Origin of the sequence: Nocardia sp. NPDC059154, from assembly GCF_042755705.1 — a bacterium.
In the GTDB taxonomy this organism is placed as follows: domain Bacteria; phylum Actinomycetota; class Actinomycetes; order Mycobacteriales; family Mycobacteriaceae; genus Nocardia.
In genome coordinates this window covers 53,128-79,161 of the sequence record NZ_JBHZCS010000026.1, presented here as the reverse complement: position 1 = coordinate 79,161, position 26,034 = coordinate 53,128, and the positions used below count along the sequence as shown (strand labels likewise).

The 26,034-nt window shown below is 69.1% G+C and carries 25 protein-coding genes; 14 read left to right on the top strand and 11 right to left on the bottom strand.

Annotated features, from left to right (window positions below; all coding sequences use genetic code 11):
* Window positions 1-151: 151 nt before the first annotated feature.
* Both ACFXN1_RS22970 and ACFXN1_RS22965 read left to right on the top strand, forming a co-directional pair.
* On the top strand, window positions 152-1,174 hold the full coding sequence (locus ACFXN1_RS22970) for an alpha/beta fold hydrolase (RefSeq protein WP_379438140.1): 1,023 nt from the start codon (window positions 152-154) through the stop codon (window positions 1,172-1,174).
* Between the two features lie 147 nt (window positions 1,175-1,321).
* A complete protein-coding gene (locus ACFXN1_RS22965; protein ID WP_379438141.1) occupies window positions 1,322-2,326 on the top strand; it encodes an alpha/beta fold hydrolase in 1,005 nt (334 codons plus the stop codon).
* Between the two features lie 59 nt (window positions 2,327-2,385).
* On the opposite strand, the gene purU is transcribed toward ACFXN1_RS22965, so the two are convergent.
* Together purU and ACFXN1_RS22955 are read right to left on the bottom strand one after the other, a co-directional pair.
* Window positions 2,386-3,267, bottom strand: a complete 882-nt coding sequence (gene purU / locus ACFXN1_RS22960) for a formyltetrahydrofolate deformylase (RefSeq protein ID WP_354847010.1) — start codon at window positions 3,265-3,267, stop codon at window positions 2,386-2,388.
* 161 nt (window positions 3,268-3,428) lie between these two features.
* Window positions 3,429-3,977 carry a GNAT family N-acetyltransferase gene (locus ACFXN1_RS22955; protein ID WP_379438142.1) on the bottom strand — a complete coding sequence of 183 codons (549 nt, stop codon included), beginning with the start codon at window positions 3,975-3,977 and terminating at the stop codon, window positions 3,429-3,431.
* 72 nt (window positions 3,978-4,049) lie between these two features.
* Between ACFXN1_RS22955 and deoC the strand changes: the two genes are divergently transcribed.
* Complete coding sequence (gene deoC, locus ACFXN1_RS22950; RefSeq protein WP_379399584.1) at window positions 4,050-4,709, top strand: deoxyribose-phosphate aldolase; 660 nt, start codon at window positions 4,050-4,052, stop codon at window positions 4,707-4,709.
* On the opposite strand, the gene ACFXN1_RS22945 is transcribed toward deoC, so the two are convergent.
* Window positions 4,706-5,830 carry a DUF2993 domain-containing protein gene (locus tag ACFXN1_RS22945; protein ID WP_379438143.1) on the bottom strand — a complete coding sequence of 375 codons (1,125 nt, stop codon included), beginning with the start codon at window positions 5,828-5,830 and terminating at the stop codon, window positions 4,706-4,708. The genes deoC and ACFXN1_RS22945 overlap by 4 nt on opposite strands.
* A 112-nt stretch (window positions 5,831-5,942) precedes the next feature.
* On the opposite strand from ACFXN1_RS22945, the gene ACFXN1_RS22940 reads away from it, so the two are divergent.
* A complete protein-coding gene (locus tag ACFXN1_RS22940; protein WP_379438145.1) occupies window positions 5,943-6,560 on the top strand; it encodes a hypothetical protein in 618 nt (205 codons plus the stop codon).
* 72 nt (window positions 6,561-6,632) lie between these two features.
* The gene (locus ACFXN1_RS22935) at window positions 6,633-8,123 is read left to right on the top strand and encodes a hypothetical protein (protein WP_379438146.1); all 1,491 of its coding nucleotides are present in this window, start codon (window positions 6,633-6,635) and stop codon (window positions 8,121-8,123) included.
* Between the two features lie 24 nt (window positions 8,124-8,147).
* On the opposite strand, the gene ACFXN1_RS22930 is transcribed toward ACFXN1_RS22935, so the two are convergent.
* From ACFXN1_RS22930 to ACFXN1_RS22920, 3 genes are all read right to left on the bottom strand, one after another.
* Window positions 8,148-8,948 carry a class I SAM-dependent methyltransferase gene (locus ACFXN1_RS22930; RefSeq protein WP_379438148.1) on the bottom strand — a complete coding sequence of 267 codons (801 nt, stop codon included), beginning with the start codon at window positions 8,946-8,948 and terminating at the stop codon, window positions 8,148-8,150.
* A complete protein-coding gene (locus tag ACFXN1_RS22925) occupies window positions 8,918-9,433 on the bottom strand; it encodes a DUF2505 domain-containing protein (protein WP_379438149.1) in 516 nt (171 codons plus the stop codon). Before ACFXN1_RS22925 ends, ACFXN1_RS22930 begins: the two co-directional genes overlap by 31 nt.
* Before the next feature lie 75 nt (window positions 9,434-9,508).
* Window positions 9,509-9,994 carry a DUF2505 domain-containing protein gene (locus tag ACFXN1_RS22920; protein WP_379399578.1) on the bottom strand — a complete coding sequence of 162 codons (486 nt, stop codon included), beginning with the start codon at window positions 9,992-9,994 and terminating at the stop codon, window positions 9,509-9,511.
* 44 nt (window positions 9,995-10,038) lie between these two features.
* Here ACFXN1_RS22920 and ACFXN1_RS22915 point away from each other — a divergent pair, with 44 nt between their 5' ends.
* The 3 genes from ACFXN1_RS22915 (at window position 10,039) to ACFXN1_RS22905 (ending at window position 13,762) form a co-directional block, all read left to right on the top strand.
* A complete protein-coding gene (locus tag ACFXN1_RS22915; RefSeq protein ID WP_379438221.1) occupies window positions 10,039-11,130 on the top strand; it encodes a UDP-N-acetylmuramate dehydrogenase in 1,092 nt (363 codons plus the stop codon).
* Window positions 11,131-11,194: 64 nt separating this feature from the next.
* Entirely contained in the window at window positions 11,195-12,433 is a 1,239-nt protein-coding gene (locus ACFXN1_RS22910) for an Ig-like domain-containing protein (protein WP_379399577.1), read from the top strand.
* Window positions 12,434-12,448: 15 nt separating this feature from the next.
* A complete protein-coding gene (locus ACFXN1_RS22905) occupies window positions 12,449-13,762 on the top strand; it encodes a hypothetical protein (RefSeq protein ID WP_379438151.1) in 1,314 nt (437 codons plus the stop codon).
* Here ACFXN1_RS22905 and ACFXN1_RS22900 read toward each other — a convergent pair.
* The 5 genes from ACFXN1_RS22900 to ACFXN1_RS22880 all read right to left on the bottom strand — a co-directional run bounded on the left by ACFXN1_RS22900 (window position 13,730) and on the right by ACFXN1_RS22880 (window position 18,895).
* Entirely contained in the window at window positions 13,730-15,301 is a 1,572-nt protein-coding gene (locus ACFXN1_RS22900) for a class I adenylate-forming enzyme family protein (RefSeq protein ID WP_379438153.1), read from the bottom strand. The genes ACFXN1_RS22905 and ACFXN1_RS22900 overlap by 33 nt on opposite strands.
* Window positions 15,298-16,050 (bottom strand): glycosyltransferase, encoded by a 753-nt coding sequence (locus ACFXN1_RS22895; protein ID WP_379438154.1) that lies wholly within the window; start codon window positions 16,048-16,050, stop codon window positions 15,298-15,300. The genes ACFXN1_RS22900 and ACFXN1_RS22895 overlap by 4 nt, the downstream gene beginning before the upstream one ends.
* Before the next feature lie 30 nt (window positions 16,051-16,080).
* Entirely contained in the window at window positions 16,081-16,980 is a 900-nt protein-coding gene (locus tag ACFXN1_RS22890) for a hypothetical protein (RefSeq protein WP_379438156.1), read from the bottom strand.
* Between the two features lie 6 nt (window positions 16,981-16,986).
* Window positions 16,987-18,021: a 3-oxoacyl-ACP synthase III family protein gene (locus tag ACFXN1_RS22885; protein ID WP_379438157.1), complete on the bottom strand. Its 1,035-nt coding sequence runs from the start codon at window positions 18,019-18,021 to the stop codon at window positions 16,987-16,989.
* A 139-nt stretch (window positions 18,022-18,160) separates the two neighbouring features.
* A complete protein-coding gene (locus tag ACFXN1_RS22880; protein WP_354846970.1) occupies window positions 18,161-18,895 on the bottom strand; it encodes an SDR family NAD(P)-dependent oxidoreductase in 735 nt (244 codons plus the stop codon).
* A 59-nt stretch (window positions 18,896-18,954) separates the two neighbouring features.
* Here ACFXN1_RS22880 and ACFXN1_RS22875 point away from each other — a divergent pair, with 59 nt between their 5' ends.
* The 6 genes from ACFXN1_RS22875 (at window position 18,955) to ACFXN1_RS22850 (ending at window position 26,028) form a co-directional block, all read left to right on the top strand.
* Window positions 18,955-19,779, top strand: coding sequence for an alpha/beta fold hydrolase (locus tag ACFXN1_RS22875; RefSeq protein WP_379438159.1), 825 nt, complete (start codon window positions 18,955-18,957; stop codon window positions 19,777-19,779).
* Window positions 19,780-19,898: 119 nt separating this feature from the next.
* The gene (gene mshA / locus ACFXN1_RS22870) at window positions 19,899-21,266 is read left to right on the top strand and encodes a D-inositol-3-phosphate glycosyltransferase (RefSeq protein ID WP_379438160.1); all 1,368 of its coding nucleotides are present in this window, start codon (window positions 19,899-19,901) and stop codon (window positions 21,264-21,266) included.
* Entirely contained in the window at window positions 21,263-21,832 is a 570-nt protein-coding gene (locus ACFXN1_RS22865; protein WP_379389216.1) for a YbjN domain-containing protein, read from the top strand. The genes mshA and ACFXN1_RS22865 overlap by 4 nt, the downstream gene beginning before the upstream one ends.
* A 214-nt stretch (window positions 21,833-22,046) precedes the next feature.
* Complete coding sequence (locus ACFXN1_RS22860; protein ID WP_379438162.1) at window positions 22,047-22,970, top strand: ROK family protein; 924 nt, start codon at window positions 22,047-22,049, stop codon at window positions 22,968-22,970.
* On the top strand, window positions 22,967-23,704 hold the full coding sequence (locus ACFXN1_RS22855; protein WP_354846955.1) for a phosphoglyceromutase: 738 nt from the start codon (window positions 22,967-22,969) through the stop codon (window positions 23,702-23,704). Before ACFXN1_RS22860 ends, ACFXN1_RS22855 begins: the two co-directional genes overlap by 4 nt.
* 275 nt (window positions 23,705-23,979) lie before the next feature.
* The gene (locus tag ACFXN1_RS22850) at window positions 23,980-26,028 is read left to right on the top strand and encodes a CocE/NonD family hydrolase (protein ID WP_379438163.1); all 2,049 of its coding nucleotides are present in this window, start codon (window positions 23,980-23,982) and stop codon (window positions 26,026-26,028) included.
* Window positions 26,029-26,034 lie beyond the last annotated feature (6 nt).

Sequence of the window (26,034 nt, the reverse complement as noted above, 5' to 3'; positions counted from 1 at the left end):
GGACCATGCGGGTGGGGTTTTTTTTCTCCAAAAGCGGTGCGCTGACGGGGGGGGGGGGGGGTTCGGGCGGGGGGCTTTTGCGGGTGTTGACACGAAAAAACCCGGGCCGGTGCAGGTTACTGTATCTAGCAGTAACACAAAGGAGTGTCCTATGCGGGCAATGCTGCCTCACCGGGCGATTCTCAGCCGGAAGGTCCGTGACCTGGTGCGCGAGCACCGGGCGGACCTGCGCACCCGGACCTACGGCAATGCGGATCTGAATCAGCCGGCCGGTCCCTGCGAGGTCGTCCCGGTCACCGCCTCCGATGGCGCCCGGCTCCGGGTGCACGCCTACGGCCCGGCCGACGGCGATGTGATCGTTCTCGTGCACGGCTGGACCTGCTGCCTCGAATACTGGAACCCCCAGATCAACGCCTTCGCCGGCGAATACCGCGTCATCGCCTACGACGTGCGCGGCCACGGCGAGAGCGACGAGGGCACCGCACCGCTCACCGCCGCCCAGCTCGCGGACGATCTCGCCGATGTCCTGGACGCCGTGCTGAAGCCGGGCCGGCGTGCGGTGCTGGTGGGGCACAGCCTGGGCGGCATGACGATTCAGGCCTGGGCGGGCCGGTATCCGCAGCGGGTGCGGCGGCAGCTGCTCGCGGTGCTGCTCACCAATACCGCGGCCGGCGACCTGATCGCCGAGACCACCGTGGTCCCGTTCTTCAATCGGGGTATCGCCAGGCTGCCGTTCCTGGTCGGCCTGCTCGGGCTGAGCGCCCCGATTCTCTTCCCGCCGATCCTGCCGGTGACGTGGGTGTTCCGACGGCAGATCATGAGTCTGGCCGCGGTCGGCGACGTCGCCGCCTTCGGTCTGAACATCGTGCGCTCGTGCCCGGCGCGGGTGCGCGGCCGGTTCGGGACTCTGCTGTCCTACCTGGATGTCGGGCGCGGGGCGGCCAAGCTGACCGTGCCGACCACCGTCATCGCCGGGTCGGCCGACGATATGACCCCGCCGGTGCACTCGGAGCGGATCGTCGAGATGCTCACCGCGACCGGCAGCCTGGACGGGTACCGGATCCTGCCGACCGGTCACCTGGGGAATGTGGAGGCGTACCGGGAGTTCAATGCCGAACTCGACCGGATCGCGAAGTCTGCGTTCGGAATCCCCGCGCGGGTGGTGGGCGCCTGAGGGGTGGGCTCGCCCACCCCTGAGGTTCCTTAACGAAGACGGCAGTCACAACGAACATAGTTGTAGAGCAAGAAGATATATCCCTGCTTGCTATTGCAAGCACTTTGGTTAGCGCGCTACGGTGGTCTGGAACACAAAGGAGTGCTCATGCTGGTGAAACTGCCAGAGGCCGGTGTCGGCGCCGACGCGCTGACCGCGCCCTTCCGCTCCGGGCTGCGGTCCCGGAATTACCGGACCGCATCGCTCAATACCCCGCGGCCCACCGAGGTCATCCCCGTCACCACGCGTGACGGCGCGAAGCTGCGCGTGCACGCCTACGGTCCGGCCGACGGTGAGGTCATCGTGCTGGCGCACGGCTGGTCCTGCGCCATCGAATACTGGAACCCGCAGATCAACGCCTTCGCCGGCGAATACCGCGTGGTCGCGTTCGATCAGCGCGGCCACGGCGAAAGCGAGAGCGGCACACGCACTTTCAGCGCCCATCAGCTCGCGGACGACCTCTCCGATGTACTCGAGGCGGTGCTGCGTCCGGGCCGGCGGGCGGTGCTGGTCGGGCACAGCATGGGCGGCATGACCATTCAGGCGTGGGCGGACCGCTATCCGCACCAGGTCCAGCATCGGGCGTCGGCAGTGCTGCTGGCCACCACCGCCGCGCGTCAGATTCCCAACCGCGCCACCGTGATTCCGCTGCTCAATGATGTGATCCCGGGCCCGGACTGGCTGGCGCTGGCGCTGTTCGGCACGCCGGTGCCGCTGCCCGGCGGCCCCGCGGTCAACCTGATCGCCAAGCATCGGCTGATGACTCCGGCCGCCACCCGTGACCAGATCCTCTTCGGCACCTCGATCGTCCGTTCCTGCCGCCCGTCGGTGCGCGCGGCCGTGGCCCGGGGCCTGCTCGAACTCGATCTGCACGGTGCCGCAGCGCATTTGACGGTCCCGACCACGGTGATCGCGGGCTCACACGATCGGCTGCTGCCGGAGGTGCATTCGCGCGAGATCGCCGATACCCTCGCCGCCGCCGGACATCTCGACCGGTACACCATTCTGCCCACCGGGCATCTGGTGAACATCGAGGCCGAGAAGGCGTTCAATGTGGAGCTGCACCGCGTGATCCGCCGGTCGCGCCGCGCCCCGGTCGCCGTCGCCGGCTGACCTCGGAGACGACAACGCCCGCCCTGGGAAAACCGGGGCGGGCGTTGGCTTTTCGGGTCCTATTCGAAGACGACGGTGCGGCGGCCGTGCACCAGCACCCGGCCCTCGAGATGCCAGCGCAGGCCGCGGGCCAGCACCACCCGCTCGATATCGCGGCCCTGGCGGACCATGTCGCGCACGGTGTCGGAGTGGTCGATGCGGGTGACGTCCTGCTCGATGATCGGGCCCGCGTCCAGCTCGGCGGTGACGTAGTGGCAGGTCGCGCCGATCAGCTTGACGCCGCGGGCGAAGGCCTGGTGGTAGGGGCGCGCGCCGACGAAGGACGGCAGGAAGCTGTGGTGGATATTGATGGCCTTGCCCGCCCAGTGCTCGCACAGCTCCGACGGCAGCACCTGCATGAACCGGGCCAGCACCACGGCATGCGGGTCGTGCGCGTCGACCAGGTCGCGCACCTGCTCGAAGGCCGGGCCGCGTTCGGCCGGGTCCTTGGGGAAGGGCACGTAGTGGAACTTGATGCCATGCGCCTCGGTCATGCCGGCCAGGTCCGGATGATTGCCGATGACGGCCTCGATGGTGGCGGGCAGCTCGCCGCTGGTGGCCCGGCCGAGCAGGTCGTGCAGGCAGTGGCCGTCCTTGGAGACCAGCAGCACCGCGCGGCGGCGTTCACCGGAGTCGTGCACCTGCCAGTCGGTCTCCGGGCCGAGGTCGGCGGCGACGGCGGTGAAGCGGCTGCGCAGCTCGTCCAGATCGAACGGCACGGTGGCGGCCTCGAGCGCCTGCCGGGTGAAGAACCACCCCGTTTCCAGGTCGGAGTGATAGCCCGCCTCCACGATCGACCCGCCGAAATCGGCGATGAACGAGGTGATGCGGGCGATGATGCCGGGACGATCCGGGCAGCCCAGGGTGAGCACGTAGCGACGGTCGTCCAGGGTGGAACTCATACCGCGCAGTATCCGCCTCCCCGAATCTTCAGCGCGCGGCCGGGTGCCGCCAACGATCATGCACGCGTGCCGGCGGTTGGGTGCCGAACGAATTCTGGGCGTGCCCGACGAGTTACCCCTGTCGGCACGAAATCAGTCGTCGCTCTGGCAATCGATGCATTTCACGAGGTATAGAAGGCGTCGGCGTAGCGGAATTCGCCCTTGATCTCGAGTTCGTAGGCGGTGAGCGGGCGGACCTGGAAGTGGGTGGCCCACTCCGCCTGGTCGGGGACGATGCCCAGCCGGCTGCCCGGGACGAAGCCGAAACGCGGGTAGTACTCGAGGCTGCCGAGCAGGCCCACCAGTGGTTCGTCGAGAGCGTCGGCGGCGCCGAGGGCCGCGTGCATGAGCGCCGAGCCGATGCCCTTGCCCTGGTGGTCGGCGTGGACGCCGATCGGGCCCAGCGCCAGCACCGGGAACGGGCCGATGCCGGCCCGGGTGAGGCAGACGTGCCCGACGATCCGATCGTGGAACTCCGCCACCAGCGACAGGGTCGGGATCCAGGCGGATCCGTCGTCGCGGAGGAGATGGACCAGACCGACTTCGACGGGGTCGCCGATCGGCTCGGAAGAGGGGGTATCACCGTCGGCATCCGCGGAGCGGTCGAAGGCGCTGCGGTGCACCGCGTCGATCGCGTTGGCATCGCCGGTACGTTCACGACGGATCAGCACGCCTACAAGTCTGCGCGACAACGGTGGCGGCCCGCAACGAAATTCGCCGGGCGTGTGCCAAACTCGGTGCTCATGGCACAGATTTCCCGTCGTGACGTGGCGGCGATGATCGATCACACCCTGCTGTCGCCCGATGCCACACCCGCCGAGGTGGCTGCGCTGGTGGACGAAGCGCGCGAACTGGGCGTGTTCGCGATCTGCGTGTCGCCGTCCATGCTGCCGGTGCGGGCGCCGGGTCTGGTGGTGGCCACGGTCGCGGGTTTCCCTTCCGGCAAACATCATTCGCTGGTGAAGGGGGCCGAGGCGCGGCTGGCGGTGGACCAGGGCGCGGCCGAGGTGGACATGGTGATCGACGTCGGCGCGGCGCGGGCCGGCGATTACAACGCGGTGCTGGCGGACATCGTCACGGTGCGTGAGGCGATCGGGGATCGGGCGCTGCTCAAGGTGATCATCGAATCCGCCGCGCTCACCGACGACGCCATTGCCGAGGTGTGCCGGACCGCAGAGCGGGCGGGCGCGGATTTCGTGAAGACCTCCACCGGATTCCATCCCGCGGGCGGTGCGAGCGCGCATGCCGTGCGGCTGATGGCGGAGACCGTCGGCGGGCGGCTCGGGGTGAAGGCGAGCGGCGGTATCCGGAGCGCGGCGCAGGCGGCGGAACTGATCGCCGCCGGCGCCACGCGGCTGGGACTGTCGCGGTCTCGTGAAGTGCTGGAAGGGTTTCCGGACTAGCAGTCGATCGGTTGCTGCTGCTGGTTCGGATCCGCCTTCAGCTCGGTGTGCCCGCCCTGCAGCGCGACGTGCAGGCCGTCCTTGGTGACCTCGACCTTGGTGGGCTGCAGGCCCAGCGGGTAGCTCTGCAGGCTCTGCGTCATGAGATCCACGATGCCCGAGACCAGATCGGTGGGCAGGCCGAAGCCGAGCAATGAGGCCTGCAGGGTGTCGACCTCGATCTTGTCGCCGACAATCTTTGGCTTGACCTGCAATTGGGCCAGGCCGCCCAGCACCGCGAAGCTCAGCGTGCCGGAGCCGGGATCGGTGGTCGTGCCGGAGACCAGGCCGCCCAGCGTCTTCGTGATGCCGTCGGTGCTCCAGGTGACATCGGCGGTGGAGCTGTCGACGGTGGCCTGCTTGCCGCCATCGGACATTTCGAGGTTTTTGAAGGTGGCGTGCACGACCATGCCCTGCGCCGGGCCGAACTTGGAGTCGTCGCTGTTCACCGTCACCGAGTCGACCTTGTGGTCGAACATGGTGAGCAGCAGCGGTTTCCAGCCGAACGACACATCGATCTTGGAGCCCATCTGCGCCTGGAACTGCGAGCTGATGCACTTCTCGACCTTGTTGCGGGCGTAGGCCTCACCGCCCGCCAGGCCGCCCGCCACCAGCAGTGTCGACACCAGGCCCACGATGAGCAGGGTCCGCTTGCGATTTCGTCGCTTGCCGGACGAGCCGCCCTGCCCGCCACCGCCATTCATCGGGGGTGGCGGCGTGCCGGGCGGCAGTTGCGTACCGCCGGGCTGCGGAATCGAACCGGAGGTGTCGGTGCCGGCCGGCAGCACCGTGGTCGGCGCGGTACCGGTCGAGTGGCCCGGACCGGCGGTGGCGCCGGGAGCGTAGGCCGCCTCGCCCGGGTGGAGGGCCTGGGTGGGCTGGGCGGTGGGGTCGTTCCACCAGTCGGTGGTGGCGCCCTGGCCGTTGAGCACCTCGGTGGGCGAGTTGTGCTCCGCACCCAGGACTTCGGTGGGCGTGCTGTCCGGCTTGCCGAATTCGACCGCCTGCGCGGCAGGGTTGTCCGGCTGCGCGACGGTGGCGTCGCGCTTGATCGCGTCGTCCGAGGTGGGTTCCGAATTCATGGAGGCGATTCTTCCCGAGCTTTCTGAGTGAGCTCTGTGCATCCTGTGAGGTGTCGGCTCACGGGCGTGGATTGTGACATAACGCACATGGGTGCCGCTTATCCTGAATGTCATGGCTGGGAACGCGGCACCGGAGCCCGATCCGGAGTACGGATGGCACGCGTTGCGGGAGCAGGCCGCGCGGCACGCGGGGTATTTCACCACCCGTCAGGTGCTGCGCACCGGATGTGAGGTCCGGATTCGCGACGGGTTGCGGGACGGCAGCATCCTGCGTTCGGGGGTCGGGTTGCTGCGGATGGCCGACTGGCCGGACGGGCCGCTCGACGAGTACGCCATGTGGTCGGCCTGGTTCGACGGGGCCGCGGCGGTCTCGCACCACAGCGCCGCCGAACTGCACGGGCTGGGACGGTTGCGGCCGCGGTTCGTGCACCTGTCGGCGCGGGTCGGGCGGTTCCCGCTGTCGCCGCGGCTGGTGGTGCTGCGGCGCAGCTTCGCCCGCAAGGATGTGGAGTCGGCGGGGGCCTTCCTGGTGACCACGCCGCTGCGGACCGTGCTGGATCTGGCCGAGGCCGGGATCGGGCAGGCCGCGCTGGACGAGGTGGTGGCCGACGCGGTCGCCATCCACCGCTGCGCCCGCGCCGAAATTCGTTCCGCCAGTACCGCTCTGGATCCGCCCACGGCGGCCCGGCTGCACCGGGCCCTGACCCGCGCCCAGGAGGACCCGCGTTAGGGGCCTCCCGGGGTTTTCGCGGTGTGGTCGTCGAGTTTTGCGGCGGCTCATTTCATGGCAGGGTGACTGTTCATGGGGACGGTCGGTGCTGACGTGTGGGATCTGGTGTTTCCGCCGGGCCCGCCCGAGCGGATCGCGGACATGTTCTCGGCGGCCGTGGTCGCCGACGCGATCCGGCCCTACGACGCCGATCTGGCGCAGTCGGTGGAGACCTGCCGGGACTGGCGGCGCGGCTACCACCGGGTTTTCCGGGGCATGACGGCGCTCGCCATCGGCGCGCCGGAGGTTTCGATCGGCATGGCCGAGGTGGGGCTGGGCGCGGTGCGGCACATGCTGCGGTTCACGGTCGGGCGCACGGTGGCGGCGCTGGATACCGTCGATGTGGACGCCGAGGCCGGCGGGACGGTCCTGGAGACCGCCGAGGTCCCGGGCGAGGCCCCCGCGGTGAAACGCCTCGAGGTGCCGTGGCGCGGGCTGCTGCTGGCCGAGGACGCGCTGCGGTTGCGACTGGCCGAGTGGCAGACCCGCGGGATTCTGGAAGCCGACTTCGTGGCGGCGATCGAGCGGGTCGTCGATCATCCGGAATGGTTGCGGCTGCCCGGCTTCCGGGTGACCGTGACCGGTGCGGACGCCGAGCTCGGACCGCTGCGGCCGCTGCTGGGGTGGGGCGCGGACGTGCTCGCGGTGGATCGGCCGGGCCGGGCGCGATGGGAGCGGTTGCGGGCGGTCGCGAAGGCCGGGGCGGGGGTCATGCGGTTCCCGGTCGCGGACGGCGAACCCGGCGTGGACATCTCCCGGAGTTTTCCCGCTTTGGCCAGGTGGATCACCGCGCACAGTGACGTCCGGCCGGTGCTCGGGTTGTATGCCGGGCTGCCCGGGGCGGCCGGTGTCCGGCTCGCCGCCGCGTCCGACGTGCTCGCCGAAACCCTGCTGCGGCATCATTCCGATGCCGCTCTCGCGCTGCTCGGCTCGCCGACCGACACCTACGCCGTGCCCGCCTCCGTGGTGGCGGCGGCCCGGGATCGCTTGGCGGAGCGCGGTATCCGTGGCAGCGCCCAGGATCTCCTGCATCGCGTGGCCCCGCACTCGCTCTATCGCCTCAACTACACGCGCCCGATCTTCGACTCCGAGGGCGGGGCCTGGGGTCTGTTCGACAATCTGCCCGCCCTGGCCGGACCGGATTACGCCCTGGCCCAACGTCTTCCGCGCTGGCGAGCCGTCCTGGCCCGGGCGGCGGGGCACACCGTGTCCTTCACGGTCGCCCCGCCCGCCTGGACCCGCGGCGTCGCCCGCGAATACCCCTGGCGCACTGCGGCATACCGTGCCGCCTCCCGTTTCGGCATCGAGGTCTTCGACCCCGCCACCGCCCGCACCCTGCTCGCCGCCAAACTGGTGGCGGATCTGTTCGCGGACGACGAACCCCGAAATGCCAACCCGGAGGCCCTCTTCGCCGCCGGCGCGGCCCACGGGGGCCTCTGGCGGCAGCCCTTCGCCCCGCGCTCGTTGCTGGCCCCGGCCGCGATCTCCGGCACGATCCAGGAGCTGCGCCACAGGCTCCCATGATCCGCGTGCGGTCGGCGTACCCGCTCAGGGCAGGGGTGCGACGGCGGACCAGGGGACGGTGAGCAGGTTGTCGCGCAGGCGGCGGCGGTAGGGGCGGAGCGGAAAACCCTGCTCGCGCAGGAGGTTCGAGGCGTGCCGCCAGCGGACCCGGGGGCCGTAGGGGGCCAGGGGCGCGGCGACGGCCCAGGCGCGGTCGGCGGCGGTGAGCAGGGTGTGGATGGGTTCGCCGGGGACATTGCGGTGGATGAGGGCCTTGGGGAGGCGTTCGGCGATGTCGGAGGGGGTGCCGACGGTGAAGGGGTCCCAGGCGAGGGTCAGGGAGAGGGGTGCGGTGCGGTCGAGGAGGATCCAGGCGCAGCGGCGGCCCAGTTCATCGCAGGTGCCGTCGAGGAGGAGGCCGTCCGGAGCCAGACCGGACTGGATGGTCGACCAGGCTTCGGGGACAGCGGATTCCGGGTACTGGCGCAGCACATTGAAGGCCCGCACCAGGCTCGGACGCAGGCCCGCGAGTTCGAAACCGCCGCGCGCGAACACCACCCCGTCCCGGCCGGGAACCACGCGCTCCGGATCGATCTCCAGGCCGACCACCCGCAGGTCCGACCGGACGGTCCGCAGCCGGGCCGCCATCTCCAGGGTGGTGACGGGGCTGGCGCCGTATCCGAGATCCACCACGAGCGGCTCCGCGGCATCCAGCAATCGTCCGGCGACAAAGGAGTCGTGCGCCATCCAGCGATCGCCGCGGCGCAGCCGGTTGATGCCGGTGGTGCCGCGGGTGATCGTGCCGATCGGCTTGGCTACCCGACGGGGTGCTGCTGATCCAGCCAAACCTTCGTCACCTCGGCTTCGGCGCGGAACAGGTCCACCAGGTTGACCAGCATGAGCTGTTCGAGCCTGCGCCCGAAGAACGGAAGGTGGACCTGGGCCCGCGAGGAGGTGCGCAGCGTGCAACCGGTCTCGGTGGGAAACAAACGCATGGTGCCGCCGAGAGTGCCTGGGCTGTTGGGGATTTCGGCGGTGTACTCGCCGGTCACCTCGGGTCCGTAGGGGCCGTAGGTTTCCCGGCGGGTGATCACCATGTCCCTGTGCACCACCATCTGCACCATCTCGGGCAGGGTGTCGCGGGGTAGCACGTGCCGCAGTTCGATCGTGATGCCGTGCTCCCCGGAGTCGAGACTGACGATGTCGTTCGGGGAATGCTTGCGCAGTTCCTCGATGCGGGCATCCCAGTGCTCGCGGTTCATCATCGCGGCGTACACCTCTTGCGTGGTGTGCAGCGGATACCGCGCGGAGTAGTCGAGTCGGCGTGCCACGATCGCTCAGGTTACTGCCGGGCGACCCCGGTCAGTGCGACCTTGGGGCGGGTTGCCGGCGGTGAACCGGGGTGCTCAATGCGAACTCAGCCATGTGTCGGTGAACTCGGCCTCGCGCTCCAGCAGCTCGGTGAGGTGCTGCTGGATGGCGGCCTCGATCTTCTTGCCGAACAGCGGGATCTTCACGTCGATGGAGCCGTCCACCACGAAGGTGGAGCCGGAGCCGTTGTCGGTGACGGTCAGGGTGCCGTTCACGGTGGCGGGCGCGCCGTCCACGCGGGCCTCGACGGTGCCGCCGCTGCCGTGCCAGGTCTCGGTGCGCGGAATGGTCAGGCCGTCGGGCTTGATCGCGGTGATCTGCGCGGGCAGCTCTTCGGCCGGAATCGTCTGCACCATGTCGACGCGCACCTGGTCACCGGTGATGACGAGGTTCTCGATGCGGGCATTGGGGCCGCCGACCGCCTCGATGCGGTCCTTCCAGTACTGCTCGTCGGCGAACGCCGCGCGCACCGCGGCCATGGGATGTGTCGAGTGCGCAGTGAAGGCCAGAGGTGTCGCCATGGTCGGACAGGCTACCGTCTGTGCCTGTGCGTACTTCTCGGGTGGTGTCGTTCGACGACCTGCGGGACCGGCTGACGGCGACCGGTGCGCGGCTGCGTGCCGCGGTCCCGTTGGCGGAGCTGACGACCCTGCGGGTCGGCGGTCCGGCCACGGTCGCCGACTGCGCGACCACCGACGCCCTGGTGGCGACCGTGCGCGAACTGGACGCGGCCGGAATTCCGGTGCTGCTCATCGCGGGTGGCTCCAACCTGCTCATCGGCGATGACGGGTTCGACGGGGTTGTGGTGCGGATCGCGACCGAGGACGTCGAGATCACCGGTGACACGGTGACCGCCGAGGCGGGCGCGAACTGGGACGCGGTGGTGGCCGCGACCGTGGCAGCCGGTTTGGGCGGTCTCGAATGCCTGTCCGGAATTCCCGGTTCGGCCGGTGCCACACCGGTCCAGAATGTCGGCGCCTACGGTGTCGAGGTGGCGAGTTTGCTGCGCCGGGTGCGGTTGCTGGACCGCGCGACCGGCGAGATTCGCTGGGCCGGGCCGGAGGAGCTCGGATTCGGTTATCGCACTTCGGTTCTCAAGCACAGTGCCGCCGCCGTGGTGCTGGCGGTCGAATTTGCCCTGCGTGCTGACGGTTCCAGCGCGCCGCTCGCCTACCGCGAACTGGCCAACGCGCTCGGTGCGACCGAAGGCGAGTCCCGGCCCGCGGCGGAGGTGCGCGCCTCGGTGCTGCGTTTGCGGGCGGGTAAGGGCATGGTGCTGGATCCGGCCGATCACGACACCTGGAGTGCGGGTTCGTTTTTCACCAATCCCGTGATTCCGGACGCACAGGTGGCCACGGTGCGCGCGGCGATCGCGTCACATCTGGGGGCGGACGTGGCCGTGCCCACCTATCCCGCGGACGGCGGGGTAAAGTTCTCGGCGGGCTGGCTCATCGAGCGCGCCGGCTTCGCCAAGGGCTTTCCGGGCGACGGGTCTCCAGCGCGGTTGTCGACCAAACACACGCTGGCGCTGACCAATCGGGGCGCGGCTACCGCGACCGATCTGGTGACCCTCGCCCGCACGGTTCGCGAGGGGGTTGCTGAGCGCTTCGGCATTCATCTGGATCCGGAACCTGTGACCGTGGGAGTCAGCCTGTAGCGAGTGGCTTTCGCCACCAATTCAGCGTCCGGAATACACGGTTTGCGGGGGTAGGGTCGAGCAAGTGAGTAAACGAGGACTGACCCGTCGGGCGGCCATACGGGCCGCTCTGGTGGGGTCGACGGCAGTGATCGCGGCGGCGTGTTCGTCGTCGAACAAGGGTGGTGGCGGCCCTGCGCCGGCCGCTCCGGTCGCGTCCGTCAAGCTGGAGCCGGGTGGCGGCACCGACAATGTCAACCCGACCACCGCGGTGTCGGCGACGGTCAGCAATGGCCGCATCGATCAGCTGGCGCTGACCAATTCCAATGGCAAGCAGGTAACCGGTACCTTCGATGCCACTCACAGCAAATTCACGGTGAACGAACCGCTCGGCTACGGCGCCACCTACACCTGGTCCGGCACCGCCATCGGCACCGACAACAAGCCGGTGGCCATCGACGGCAAGTTCACCACCATCAGCCCCAAGAACACCGCGCCCGCCACCATCAATATCGGTGACGGCCAGGAGGTCGGCATCGCGGCGCCGATCATGCTCCAGTTCAAGGGGCACGTCGAGAACAAGGCCGCGGTCGAGAAGGCGCTCGTCGTCACCGCCACCCCGGCCACCGAGGGCTCGTGGGCGTGGCTGCAGGACGAAAACGGCGGCTCCCGGGTGCACTGGCGGCCCCGCGAGTACTGGCAGCCGGGCACCACCGTGCACGTCGGCGCCAAGCTGTACGGCCTGGACATGGGCAGCGGGCTGTTCGGCGACTCCGACCTGACCTCCGACTTCCGCATCGGCCGCGCCCAGATCGTGAAGGCCGCCGCCCCCACCCACCGCGTCCAGGTGGTGCGCGACGGGCAGACCGTCTTCGACTTCGCCTGCAGCTACGGCGAAGGCAACCAGGACCGCAATGTCACCCGCTCCGGCATCCACGTGGTGACCGAGAAGTACGAGGACTTCATGATGTCCAACCCGCCGTTCTACACGAACGTGCGGGAACGCTGGGCCGTGCGCATCTCCAACAATGGCGAGTTCATTCACGCCAATCCGGAATCGGTGTCCGCCCAGGGCAATTCGAACGTCACCAACGGCTGCATCAACCTCAACCCGACCGACGCCCAGGCCTACTTCCCGACCGCCCTCTACGGCGACCCGGTCGAGGTCACCGGTACCCGTATCCAGCTCTCCGCGGCGGACGGCGACATCTACGACTGGACCATCGACTGGGAGACCTGGAAGGGCCTCTCGGCGCTGCAGGGCGAGCCGAAGAACCAGATCTCGGCCACCCCGCTCCCGCCCCAGCCCGTCGGCGGCCGCTGAAAACCCTTCCGCGACATGCGCGCCCTGAGTCCCTCGGAGCGGTGGTTCTGGATCATCGACCGGATCTCGCCGTCGAATTGCACTGGGCGCGTGCGGGTTCACGGGCGGGTTTCGGCGCGGCGGCTGGAGGAGGCGGCCGCTGCTCTGGTGGCGGAGTATCCGCTCCTGCGGGTAGGGGTAGTGGACGAGGCGGGCCGGGATCCGTGGTTCCGGGAGTTGGCTGAGCCGGGAATTCCGTTGCGGCGCATGGAGTCGCACGATTCCGAGGCGTGGGTGCGGGAAATCGATGCCGAGATGGCTGATCCCTTCGATACCGCGAAGGGGTTGGCGCGCATTGTCGATATCGCGGTCGGGGCGGGGACGGCGGACGAGTTCCATGACGTCGTGCTCACGATCTCGCACCTCATCGTGGACGGCCGGTCGCTGATGGCGTTGCTGCAGAAGCTGATCGGGCATGCGGCGGGGGCGAGTGCCGGGGTGGCAGCGCGTGCGGAGGTTCCGGCCGCGGATGATCTGATTCCCGCTGGGGCGCGGGGGTGGTGGCGGTGGGCGTATACGACGCTGTTCGATCAGGTGGCGGCGCTCGGGCAGCGGCCGCAGCGCGTGGCCGGTGCGCGGGCGGCGCTACCGGAGCGGCGAACCAGGGTCGTGCACCGGGTGCTCGATCGGGAAGCGCTGGCGGCGTTGGTAACCGACTGCCGGCGCGCCGGAGTCACCGTGCACGGGGCGCTGGCCGCCGCGGCGGCGTCCGCGGTCGGCGCCTGGAATTCCGGGGGGAGCGGAATCGCCGGGATCGCGTCGCCCGTGGATTTCCGGGAATTGCTCTCCCCGCGTCCGGCCGACGATGAGCTGGGGATCTATGCGCCGGTGCTGGTCGGATTCGTGCCGTTCGGAGTTCCGCTATGGACCGCGGCCCGGTCGGTGAAGCGGCAACTCGAGCGCGGGGTGCGGCAGCGGCGGCATCTGGCGACGGTGGCAGGCATGCGATTCGGGACGCCGCGGGCGCTGGAATCCGGCCGGCGCCTGGCGGACCTGGTGGATCGGCGGGCGCCGTGGAATGTGTCGGTCACCAATCTGGGGCGGGTCGAATTGCCGGAAACGGCCGGGGCATGGCGGCTTTCGGGACTGATGCTGGCCGCGTCGAATTCCTGTGTGAGCGTCCTGACGGTGGCGGTCGCGACCGCGCACGGGGAAATGCGCCTCGGGTTCTGCTACGCGGAACCGGTCCTGTCCGAGCGGCGGGCGGCGGAGTTCGCGGACGCGATGCTGACCGCGCTGCGCGAGCGCCCGGATCCCTCAGCCGAGCCGCTGCGCCAGCCGGGCGCGTAGCGCGGCCCGGTCGGGCTTGCTGGTGCGCCCGCCGACGGGGATCTCCGCGACCAGCACGATGTCGTCCGGCAGCGCGGAAACATCGATCAGGGACGGTAATTCGCGGCGTAGCCGGTCCTCGATATCGGAGGCGTCCGGGTCCGGCACCACGGCCAGCACGATGCGCTCGTCGCCGATCTCGTCGGGAATGCCGACCATGATGGCCTGCCGTACGCCCTCGACGCCCGCGATGGCCGGTTCGTACAGGCCCGGATAGATATTGGTCTTGCCGCGGATCATCATGTCCTTCTTGCGGCCCATGAGCACCAGGGTGCCGCCCTCGAACCGGGCGAGGTCGCCGGTGGCGATCTCCTTCAGCGGTGGTTCCCCGAGGTAGCCGCGGCACAGATTGGGCCCGGACAGGATGAGCTCCCCGTCGTCGGCCAGACGCGCGTCCACGCCCTCGACCGGCGGGCCGAGCGGGTCACCGGATCCCTCGAAGGCCAGCTTGTCCGTGCCGGAGGTGATGGCCACCGGCAGGATCTCGGTCATGCCGTAGACGGCCAGCAATTCGGTGTCCGGGAGGGCGGCGCGGGCGCGGCGCAGCAGCGCGGTGGTGACCGGCGCGCCGCCCAGCGAGACCTCCTCCAGGTGCACCGGCGCGACCAGTCGCCCGGCCTCGATGGCGTCCAGCACCACCGCCAGGTCGGCGGGGGTGAAGAAGGCGTGCGTCGCCGTGCCGAGGGTGCGCGCGAAGCCGATCGGGTCGATGTGGGTGCCGAAGCGCGGGTACCGCGGCATGGACCAGCGCGCGCCCTCCAGCACCGCGGGCAGCCCCATCATCAGCTGTTCGGTGTGCAGGTGCGAACCGGGCATGAGGCTGGTGCAGCCCGCCATGGCCGCCAGGCCCGCGCCCAGCGAACCACGGGTGTGCACAACGGCTTTCGGGTCGGCGGTGGTGCCGGAGGTGAAGACGATGAGCGCCTCGGCGTCGGGGTCCTCGACGGGCGCGTCGAAGGTCGATGTGGCCGCGGGACCCTGCCAACCGGGCTCGGAACCCACCAGCTGCCGCAGCGGGAGGGCCCCGCGCGGCGTGCCCGGTAGCCACGGCCCGCAGCGGATGTGCCGCACCGGCAGCTGCCCGAACTCCGGCAGCGACAGGCCGAGCCGGCGGCCGAACCCGCGCAGCGGCCCGCTCAGCAGGTACAGCAGCGATTCCGTCGCGGCCCAGCTCGGCTGCACCAATTCGATGCGGCGCGCGAACAATTCGGGCCCGACGCCCGGGTCCACGAACACGATGGTGCCACCCGCCGCGATGGTCCCGAACACCATGACCACGGCGTCCACGCAGGGCCGGATGGAGAACAGCATGCGGTCGCCGGGGCGGAAGCCCTTGCCGTGCAGGCGTTTCACGACCAGCCGGACGCGGGCGTCGAGTTGGGCGAAGCTGAGCGGTGGTTCGCCGATCATGCCCAGCGCGGGCGCGTCGGGGGTGCGCAGCACCTGCTCGCGGAGCAGCGCGGTGAAATCCTCACCCGCCAAGGGGTATCCAGCGTTCACCGGATGTCCACCAGCTCCGGTTTGTAGCGGTGGTCGGCGTACCAGGCGAGAGTTTTGCGCACACCCCAGGCTCGCACGCGCCGGTTGGAGCCGTACACCCGCACGTCCCGGCGCAGCCCGTAGTCGGTGGTGAGCGTGCGCACGGCGTTCACCAGTGCCCGATCCTCGTGCAGCTCCTCGATGGCGGTGCGCGGGAATCCGCCCGCGGCCTCGTACAGTTCGGCGGTGATGGCCATATTGCAGCCGGGCGTCATGACATACGGGCCCAGGTAGCGCGGATCGCGGTTGCCGGGCCGGAATTTCCCGAACAGGGAGGCCACCTCCAGCGCGACCAGGATGATGGTGCGATCACGCAGCCGCACGCCCTCGTCGGTGCGCGGGATCAGCTGCCCGCTGATCAGCCGCAGCCCCGAGTCGAAGGCGGCCCGGATGCGCGCGGTCCAGTCGGGGGCGGGCAGGCAGTCGGCGTCGGTGCGGGCCAGCCGGGTCGCACCGGCCGCGATGGCGTGCCGCATGCCGGTGTCGGCGGCCGCGCCGGTGCCCTTGCGCAGCTCGGTGATCACCTCGACGCGCAGGTCCGGATGGGTGTCCGCGAAATCGCGCACCACCTTGACGGTGGCGTCGGTGGAGTTGTTGTCCACCACCAGCAGCGTGAAGTCCCGGTCCCGCTGCCCGGCCAGGGCGGACAGCGTGCCGGCGATGCCGTGCTCCTCGTTGTAGGCGGGCACGATCACCCACAGTTCGTTCATGGCCCCTCCCGGCGGATTCCTCGCCCCGGCTTACGGTTTCGGCAGGCGGTAGGCGATGGCCGCGGCCGACGGCCCGGCCCCGGCGGCCACGAACAAGGCTACGTCGGCCCGATCGAGCTTGCCGCTGTCGCGGGCCGCCAGATACGCCACCGGGAGTGCCGAGGTGTGCGCGTCGAAGCGCGGGGAGGCGGAGCCCTCGGTATCGTCGGCGCTGACCGCCTCCGGCGCGATGCCCAGGCGCTCGGCCAGCAGTGCGGGGAATCCGGCGGTGGGCCGCCCGCAGATGAGCACCGTCCGCGCGGGGGGAGCGTCGGCCACGTCGAGCGCCTCCGACGCTGCCGAAACCGCGTGGTGCAGTAGCTCTTCCACATCGCCGGTGCGGTTCACGGTGATCGAGGACCGGCCGGTCGAGCCCATCTCCGACAGCCGCACGAAGCCCTCTGCAGCGGGCCGCCCGTCGGTGGCGCTGATGTGCAGCGCCCCGAATCCGGCTGTGCCCGGCCGCTTTTCCAGCAGCATGGCCGCGCCCACCGGCTTGATCGGGAAGCCCGGCTGCGGTTCGGGGGATTTCGACGGATGCGCGTCACCGGAGACCAGCAGCACCCGGTGCACGGTCGGGGCCTCCAGCAGCGCCTGACTGACCTGGATGGCATTGAGCATGCCGCAGGCACCGTTCATCAGGTCGAAGGACAGGCACGGCACATCGCCGCTGCGATACTCCAGCCCGATGCCGGCCTGCTGCTGAATCAGCGCGGACATGGCCGGTTCCACCATGTTCGAGTCGCGATAGACGCCGGTATTGATCAGCGCGTCGATCTGCTCCGGTGTGGCGCCGGCCTCCGCGATGGCCCGGCGCGCCGCGGCCGCCGCCTGCTCGATGGAGCTGCCGCCACCGATTTCGGTGGTTACGGAAGAAATGACGATTCCCATGCTGCATCACACCCGAAGGTCGCCGAGCGTCACCGACAGAAACCCGGCCACGACGCCGGAAGCCGCGGGCACCATCAGTACTTTCGCCCCGGACGCTATCCGCTGTTGTTTGAGCGCGTCGTGTAATACCACGAAATGCGAGGTGGATGCGGTATTGCCATAGCGGTCCAGGACCATGAGCGCGGGCGGCACCGGGGCGTCGAATTCGCGTTCGGCGATCTTCGATACCAATTCCACCGCGGGTGCGCTGAATTGATGATGGATCACGTGGTCGTAGCCTTCCGCCGCGAAACTGCTGTCGTTCTCGCGCAGGAAATCCCGCTGCCGGGTGGTCCACAGCAGATAGCGGGATTCATTGTGCATCGCCCGGTTGTCGGTGTACAGCGCGATGCCGGAACTGCGATCGCTGGGCATGCCCAGGCACAACTGTGCGAAACCGGCGCTGGTATTGAGTTCGATGTAGTCGATGCCCTCGTCGGCGCTGCCCTCGCTGTCCAGAATGACGGCGGCCGCACCGTCGCCGACGGTCAGCGAGGCGAACTGCGGATCGTATTTCTCGGACATCTCACGCACGGCGGTGTCGGAGATGGGCGTGATGTACTCCCCGGAAACCACCAGCCCGCGTTTCACCATGCCCGCACGAATCATGCGATCCAGCACGAGAACTCCGCTCATCATGCCCGCGCAGGCATTGGAGACATCGAAGTGGATGGCCCCGGTCGCGCCGAGTTCATTGCGGATCATGAGTGCGAAGGACGGCTCCACACAGAATTCGCCGTCGCGAATGCGGGTGATGGAGCAGGAGATGACGATATCCAGATCGGCAGCGTCATAGGACGAATTGGCCAGTGCGGTCCGCGCCGCCGCCAGCGCGACGCTCAGGGAATCCTCGTTCTCGGCGCAGCGGCGGCGGTGCCGCACGCCGCTGATGCGCTCCAGGTCGATGGGGGAGTCGATGGCCAGCTGGGCCAGCAATTCCGCGGTCGATATCTCGGTGTCGGGCAGGTAGGACCCGACCGCCTCGATTCGTGATCTCACCATGTTCACTCCAAGCAGCCCTCGGTTGCGGGCGACGCTAGCAGTGCCGGTATTTCGGTTTTGAAAAATCTATGATTCAGATCATGTGAGGTGAACTACATTGCGGCACAACACCATTTGACCTACCCCTGCGGAGGCGACTTCACGAGCGGCGGGCGAAACGTCCCGCCTCGGCCTGATCGCGCGGCTTGACGACAATGGTGTCCAGATCAACGTGCGGCGGGCGCGAGGCCACGAAGCCTACGATCTCCGCGATGTCCTGCGCGACCAGCGGATCGATGCCCTGGTACACACTCGCCGCGCGCTCGGCGTCGCCACCGAAACGCACCAGGGAGAATTCGGTCTCCACCGCGCCCGGCGCGATCTCGGTCAGCCGCACCGGCTGACCCAGCAGCTCGCCCCGCAGCGTCCGGTGCAACACCGCCTGCGCGTGCTTCGCCGAGGTGTAGCCGGAGCCGTTGTCGTAGGTGGAGAACGCGGCCACCGAGGTGATGGTGACGATCAGGCCGTCACCGGAGGCGATCAGCTTGGGCAGCAACGACTTCGTGAGCCGCAGCGTGCCCAGCACATTGGTCTCCCACATCCAGCGCCAGTCGTCCAGATCCGCCTCCAGCACCGGGGCCAGGCCCTTCGCGCCGCCGGCATTGTTGACCAGCACATCGCAGCGCTCGACGGCCTCGGTGAAGGCGCGCACCGACTCCTCGTCGGTCACGTCCAGCGGCAGCGCGGTCCCGCCGATCTCCGCGGCCAGCTGCTCCAGCCGATCGACCCGGCGGGCGCCGACGTACACGTGGTACCCCTGCTTGGCGAGTTCGCGGGCGGTTGCCTCGCCGATACCCGAACTGGCTCCGGTCACCACAGCGGTACGAGTGCTCATGTCCCTGAGCTTAGGCAGGGCGTGTCGCCGGTGCGTCGCGGGTGGTTAGCCTCACTCCTATGGCGATTCGGGAAGTAGCAAGCGCGGACGGCACGACCATTGTTTACCGGGTGACCGGTCCGGAGGGGGCCCGGCCGCTCGTTCTCCTGCACGGCTGGTCCGGAAACCTGCGCTGCTGGGGGCAGGCCGCCGACCTGCTCGCCGAGCAATTCCGGGTGATCGCCGTCGACCTGCGCGGCCACGGCTACTCCGACGCCCCCGAGGCCGGATACGACGACCCGAAGAACTGGGCAGCCGATATCGCCGCGGTGCTCGCCGCCGAGGACATCTCCTCCGGCGCGATCCTGCTGGGCTGGTCGTACGGCGGCATCGTGCTGTCCGACTACCTGACCGCCTACGGGACCGGCGCGATCGCGGGCGTCGTCTACACCGGTTCACAGGCCAATATCGGCCGCGGGGTCCAGGGCGCGGAGACCGGTCCGGGCATGAGCAAGGCCATCCCCGACGTCTTCGACGAGAGCGCGGGCAAGGCCATGCGCGGTTTCGCCGCCTTCGGCAATGCCAATACCGGGCCCGGCCGCGACAAGGGCGTGGACGCCCAGCGCCTGTTCGGCGGCAGCATCGCCACCCTGCCCCGGGTGCGCAAGGCCCTGTTCTATCGCACCGTCGACAACACCGAGACCCTGCGCGCCCTGGACGTGCCGGTGCTGGTGCTGCACGGCACCGCCGACCCGGTCGTGCCGATCGAGAACGGCCGCTACATCGCCGGCGCCGCGCCGGACGTGCGGACCTCCTACTGGGAGGGCGCGCAGCACGGCCTGTTCATCGAGGATCCCAGCCGGTTCGTGACGGAGATCACCAATTTCGTTGAGGCGCTGGGGTAATCGCGCGTCGCGGGAGTTCGGGGGCGGAGCCCTCGGAAGACTCACGCGAGTTGTGACCGACCTCACTTGGGAAGGTAACCCGTGCATGGGGTGTTACTACCCCCGTGCACACTGGAGTGGTGAGTCAGCGCCTGGACCTACGGCCCAATCGGATTGCCGTGCTATCGGTGCACACCTCACCACTAGCCCAGCCCGGGACCGGCGACGCGGGCGGCATGAACGTCTACGTGTTGCAGACCGCCATCGAACTGGCCCGCCGCGGCACCGAGGTCGAGATCTTCACCCGGGCCACCTCCTCCAATGACGAACCGGTGGTCGAGGCCGCGCCGGGCGTGCTGGTCCGCACGGTGGCCGCCGGGCCCTTCGAGGGGCTCGACAAGCACGATCTGCCCACCCAGCTGTGCCCCTTCGCCGCCGAGGTGCTGCGCACCGAGGCCCGCAATCTGCCCGGCCACTATGATCTCATCCACTCGCACTACTGGCTCTCCGGCCAGGTCGGCTGGCTGGCCCGCGACCGGTGGCGAGTGCCCATGGTGCACACCGCCCACACCCTGGCCGCGGTCAAGAACGCCTACCTCGCCGAGGGCGACTGCCCCGAGCCCGCGGTCCGCGAGATCGGTGAGAAGCAGATCGTCGCCGAGGCCGACCGGCTGGTCGCCAATACCGCCGACGAGGCCCGGCAGCTGATCGAGCTGTACGGCGCGGACCCCGACCGCATCGATGTGGCCCTGCCCGGCGCCGACCTGACCCGCTACCAGCCCGGCGACAAGCTCGCCGCCCGCCGCGAACTCGGCCTGCCCGCGCATGAGCGCATCGTCGCCTTCATCGGGCGCATCCAGCCGCTCAAGGCCCCGGACGTGCTGGTGCGCGCAGCCGCCCAGGTGCTGGCCGAGGAGGCCGCCCTGCCGACCCCGCCGCAACGCCCGCTGCGCGTGGTGATCGTGGGCGGCCCGTCCGGCAGCGGACTGAAGAAGCCCGAGGCCCTGATCGAACTGGCTGCGGCCCTGGGCATTTCGGACCGGGTCACCTTCCTGCCGCCCCAGCCCGCGCACCGGCTGGTGCAGGTCTACCGGGCCGCCGACCTGGTGGCCGTGCCCAGCTACAACGAATCCTTCGGCCTGGTCGCCATCGAGGCGCAGGCCAGCGGGACCCCCGTGCTCGCCGCCGATGTGGGCGGGCTGAGCACCGCCGTCCATGACGGCGTCTCCGGTTTGCTGGTGCCCGGCCACCAGACCGGCGACTGGGCCGCAGCTCTGCATTCACTGCTCGACGATCCGGGCAAGCTCGAGGACATGGGCCGGGCCGCGGTCGGGCACGCCGCCAACTTCTCCTGGGCGCACACGGCCGAGGCGCTGCTCGACAGCTATGCCGCCGCGCTCGCCCAGGCGCCGGCCATCCGGCCGCACAGCGGTAACCTGCACACCGACAGCAATCACGCCAGATCGCTGGCGCTGTGGCGGCGTCGGATGGGAGCAGTACGCAGATGAGCGAGGCCGACCGCACCGAGGAGTGGACGCCCCGCCCGCATGCCAGCACCGGCGGCCTGAACGACGAAACCGCCCGTGCCACCGCGCAACTCATCGACGAGACGCTGCGCGAACGCGAGATCGAGTACACCCGCGACGCCCCCGACCTGTTCGTGGTGGTGCTCCCCGGTGAACGCAAGCTCAAGACCGTCATCGGCGTCAGCGTCGGCAAGCACGGCGTCCGGATGGAGTCCTTCGTCTGCCGCAAGCCCGACGAGAACTTCGAGGGCGTCTACAAATTCCTGCTCCGCCGCAACCGCCGCCTCTACGGCGTGGCCTACACCATCGACCGCGTCGGCGACATCTACCTGGTCGGCCGCATGTCCAACGACCGCGTCACCCCCGACGAACTCGACCGCTGGCTCGGCCAGATCCTCGAGGCCGTCGACGCCGACTTCAACACCCTCCTCGAACTCGGCTTCGCCGAATCCATTCGCAAGGAATGGAAATGGCGGGTCGCCCGCGGCGAATCACTGAAGAACCTCCGCGCCTTCGAACACCTCGTGGATTCTGCGGACAAGCCGTAGCTGTCCCGCCTCCCCGAATCTTCAGCGCCCGGCTGAGAGCCGTCGGCGTTTGGCGACGCGTGCCGGCGGTTGGGTACCGAACCGATTCCGGGCGTCCGCGACGAGTTACCCCGACCGTTACGAGATCAGTTGCCGCCTTGGCGTACGGAGACGGCATCGGCGCGCGACAATCGGCCGGGCTATCGGTACGGGAGCGTAAGGGAGGCGGCTGCGGATGACGGCGCTGGCACTGGATATCGGAGCGACGAAATTCGCGGCGGCGCTGGTCGATTCGGCCGGGGCGGTGGGAGAGCCCCGACGGATCGCCGTGCCGGAGTCCGAGGTGTGGGAAGCCTGCCGGGAATTGCTGACCGAGGTTGTCCGGGATGCGCGAGTGAGTGCGGTCGGCATCGGGTCGGCCGGGCCGGTGGATGTGGGCGCCGGAGTTTGCGGGCCGCTCAATATTCCGGAGTGGGCCGACGGGTTTCCGATCGTGGATGCGGTGCGGAAACTGTTTCCGGAGGCCGAGATTCGGTTCGCCATCGACGGTGTGTGCCTGGTGCTGGCCGAGCAGCGGTTCGGGGCTGCGCGCGGGGTGCCGAATGTGCTCGCCATGACCGTTTCCTCGGGAATTGGTGGCGGCATCATCTCAGATGACCGGGTTGTCATGGGGCGCACCGGAAATGGCGGGCACGTCGGTCATATTGTCGTGCCCGGTCAGAACGAGCCCTGCGCGTGTGGTGGATTCGGGTGTGTGGAAGCCGTGGCGAGTGGCAAATCCTCGGTGCGCTGGGCGCGGCGGCAGGGCTGGACCGGAACGACCGGGGTGGAGCTCGCGGCCGCGGCGCACGCGGGGGAGCCGATCGCGGTGGCCGCCCTCGAGCGCGCGGGCACCGCGATCGGGACGGCTGTCGCCTCGGCCGCCGCCTTGCTCGACACCGATCTGGTGGTCATCGGGGGCGGCTTCGCGCAATCCGGCGAACCGCTGTGGGGTCCGCTGCGGACCGCCGCCGCGGCGCACGCGCGGCTGAAGTTCCTGCGCGGACTGCGCGTGGTGCCGTCCGAATTGACCGATCAGGCCACCCTGCAGGGTGCCGCGATTCTCGCGTTCGGGGCCGCGAATGCAGGTGAAACCCCGCGTGGGAGGATGACGTCATGACGTACACCCTCGTGTTGCTGCGCCACGGCGAGAGCGAATGGAATGCCCTGAACCTGTTCACCGGTTGGGTGGACGTTCGTCTCACCGACAAGGGTGTCGCGGAAGGCAAGCGTGCCGGTGAATTGCTCGCCGAGCACGGGATTCTGCCGGATATCGTCTACACATCGCTGCTGCGCCGTGCCATCAGCACTGCCAACAATGCCCTCGACGCCTGCGACCGGCACTGGATTCCGGTGGTCCGCGACTGGCGCCTGAACGAGCGCCACTACGGCGCGCTGCAGGGCAAGAACAAGGCGGAGATCAAGGAGCAGTACGGCAACGACCAGTTCATGCTGTGGCGCCGCAGCTACGACACCCCGCCGCCGCCGATCGAGGTGGACAGCGAGTACAGCCAGGACGGCGACCCGCGCTACGCCGGCATCGAGGTGCCGCGCACCGAGTGCCTCAAGGACGTCGTGGCCCGCATGGTTCCCTACTGGGAGGACACCATTGCGGCTGATGTGCGCTCGGGCAAGACGGTTCTCGTTGCCGCGCACGGTAATTCGCTGCGTGCCCTGGTGAAGCACCTGGAGAACATCTCGGACGAGGAGATTTCCGAGCTGAACATCCCCACCGGTATCCCGCTCAAGTACGAGCTGGACGAGAACCTGCGGCCGATCGGCAAGGGCGAATACCTCGACCCCGAGGCCGCCGCGGCGGGCGCCGCCGCCGTGGCCGGCCAGGGCGGCAAGTAATTCGAAACGAAACTCGCGCTGTGACCGAATTATCCGGTCACAGCGCGTTTTTCATTTCCGGCGAAGTTTTCGCGTCGAAGCCTCGATCGGAATGCCTTATCCGCTACTGTGATCCGCGTCTCACTACGTGACCGTAGGGTATTTCCCTGTCTCGCAAAATAATTTGCCGAAGCGTTGCCAGTTTAAATCAGTGTCTGTAACCGGGGTTTGCAACTTACTTCGGAGTAGATATGCTGCTGAGCGTTCGACCATTTGCGAGAGGTAGATCACGTTCGATGAAGCACGCGCTACGGGCCACGGTCTCGGCCGCCGCGGCCGCTCTGCTCCTGCCTGTTGCCGGCATCACCGCCGATGCCGCCATCCCCACCGGCCCCGACGGCGGTGCCGCGGGCGCCGAATGGACCACCACCGAGGACGGGCAGCAGCAGTACCCCAACGTCTTCATCGACTGGGACGTCCCGATCACCATGAGTGACGGCACCGTCCTGAAGGCCAATGTCTACCACCCGGCCGACGCCGCGGGTCATCCCATCGACGCCCCGACGCCGACCGTCGTCAATATGACGCCCTACACCAAGCTGGTGTCGAACATCGCCGACAGCGCCTTCTCCATCCCCGGCCTGTCCGACGCGCTCCTCGACGTCTTCCGCAACATCCACCTCGACGGCACTCCGCTCACCGGCTTCGGTGAACTGCTGAACGCGGCGGGCAACGGCGAACTCCGCAACTTCTCCGTCGACCGCCAGCTCATCAGGTCCGGGTACACGCAGGTCGTCGTGGACGTGCGCGGCACCGGCTTCTCGCAGGGCGAGTGGGACATGCTGCGCGGCCGCGAACAGCAGGACACCGTCGAGGTCATCGACTGGGCGTCCAAACAGGGCTTCAGCAATGGCCGCATCGGTATGAACGGCCTGTCCTACTCGGCCATCAACCAGGTGCAGGCCGCCGAGAAGCAGCCGCCCGCGCTGAAGGCCATCTTCCCCATCGTGCCCGGCAGCGACCTCATCGACGACGTGCTCGCGCCCGGCGGCGGCTTCGGCGTCAACTTCATTCCGCTGTGGCTGAGCGCCATCAACGGCCTCAAGTGGGTGCCGGACCTGGCCTCGATCGCCAACGGCGCCTTCGACTTCAAATGGCTGCAGGACCGCGTCAACGATCCCTTCGGCTACCTCGACGTGCTCATGTCGGCCTACACCAGCACGGACATGAACAGCATCGACCCGCGCGTCAAGGACATGCTCAACGGCTTCAGCCAGGAACGCCAGGAGTGGCTGGGCGACCCGGCCAAGATTCAGGTGCCGACCTTCGTGACCGGCGGCTGGCACGACCTGTTCACCTACTCGGAATCCAAGATCTACAACCAGATTCCGCTGCCGCCCGGCCAGAAGCAGCTGCTCATGGGCAACACCTACCACGTCACCTCGGGTGCGGATGTCAACCGGGTCGGGGCGCCGCCGCGCCTGGACGTGCTGCAGCGCGCCTGGTTCGACAAGTGGCTCAAGGGCATCGACAACGGCATCGATCAGTACGGCCCGGTGACCCTCAAGCAGCAGGGTGGCGGCTGGACCACCCAGGGCGGATTCGGGTCCACCGCACCGGTTTCCGAGGCCGCCGACTACCGCCGCATGTACCTCTCGTCGCAGGGCTCCGGCACCGCGAACAGCGTCTACGACGGCTCGCTCACCGCCGACGCCAATGGCGACACCGATCGGCTCACCGTCGCGCCCGGCCTGTCCACCGTCTGCTCCAATGACGCGGCCCAGGCCACCGCGGGCATCCTGAACCTGGTCGACGCCTGCGCCAAGGACTCCCGCATCGCCGAGACCAACGCGCTCACCTTCACCAGCGCGCCGGTGGCCGAGGCCACCACCGTCTCGGGCCCGATCGCGGTGCACCTCAACACCGTTCAGGACGCCGCCGACGGCTACTGGACCGTCACCGTGAACGATGTCGCGCCCGACGGCCAGTCGACCGTGCTGACCTCCGGCGAACTCATGGCCTCGCTGCGCCAGGTCGACGAGGCCGACAGCACCCGCTCCGCCAACGGCGACTACACCGACCCGCGCGCCTTCACCTCCCTGGACAAGCGCGAGGAGACCGTCCCCGGCGAGGCCACCACCCTCGACATCGCCCTCGGCGGCACCCAGGCCGTCCTGCAGCCGGGCCACCGCCTGCGCGTCGACGTCTTCGCCGGCAACTTCCCCAAGGGCCTTCCCATCCTGCCGATGCTCATCGACACCGGTCTGAAGCCCGAACACCTCCAGCTCGACCCCGACCGTCCGAGCTTCGTGAACATCCCGGTCCGCGGTAACACCGGCTGGTGAATCCGT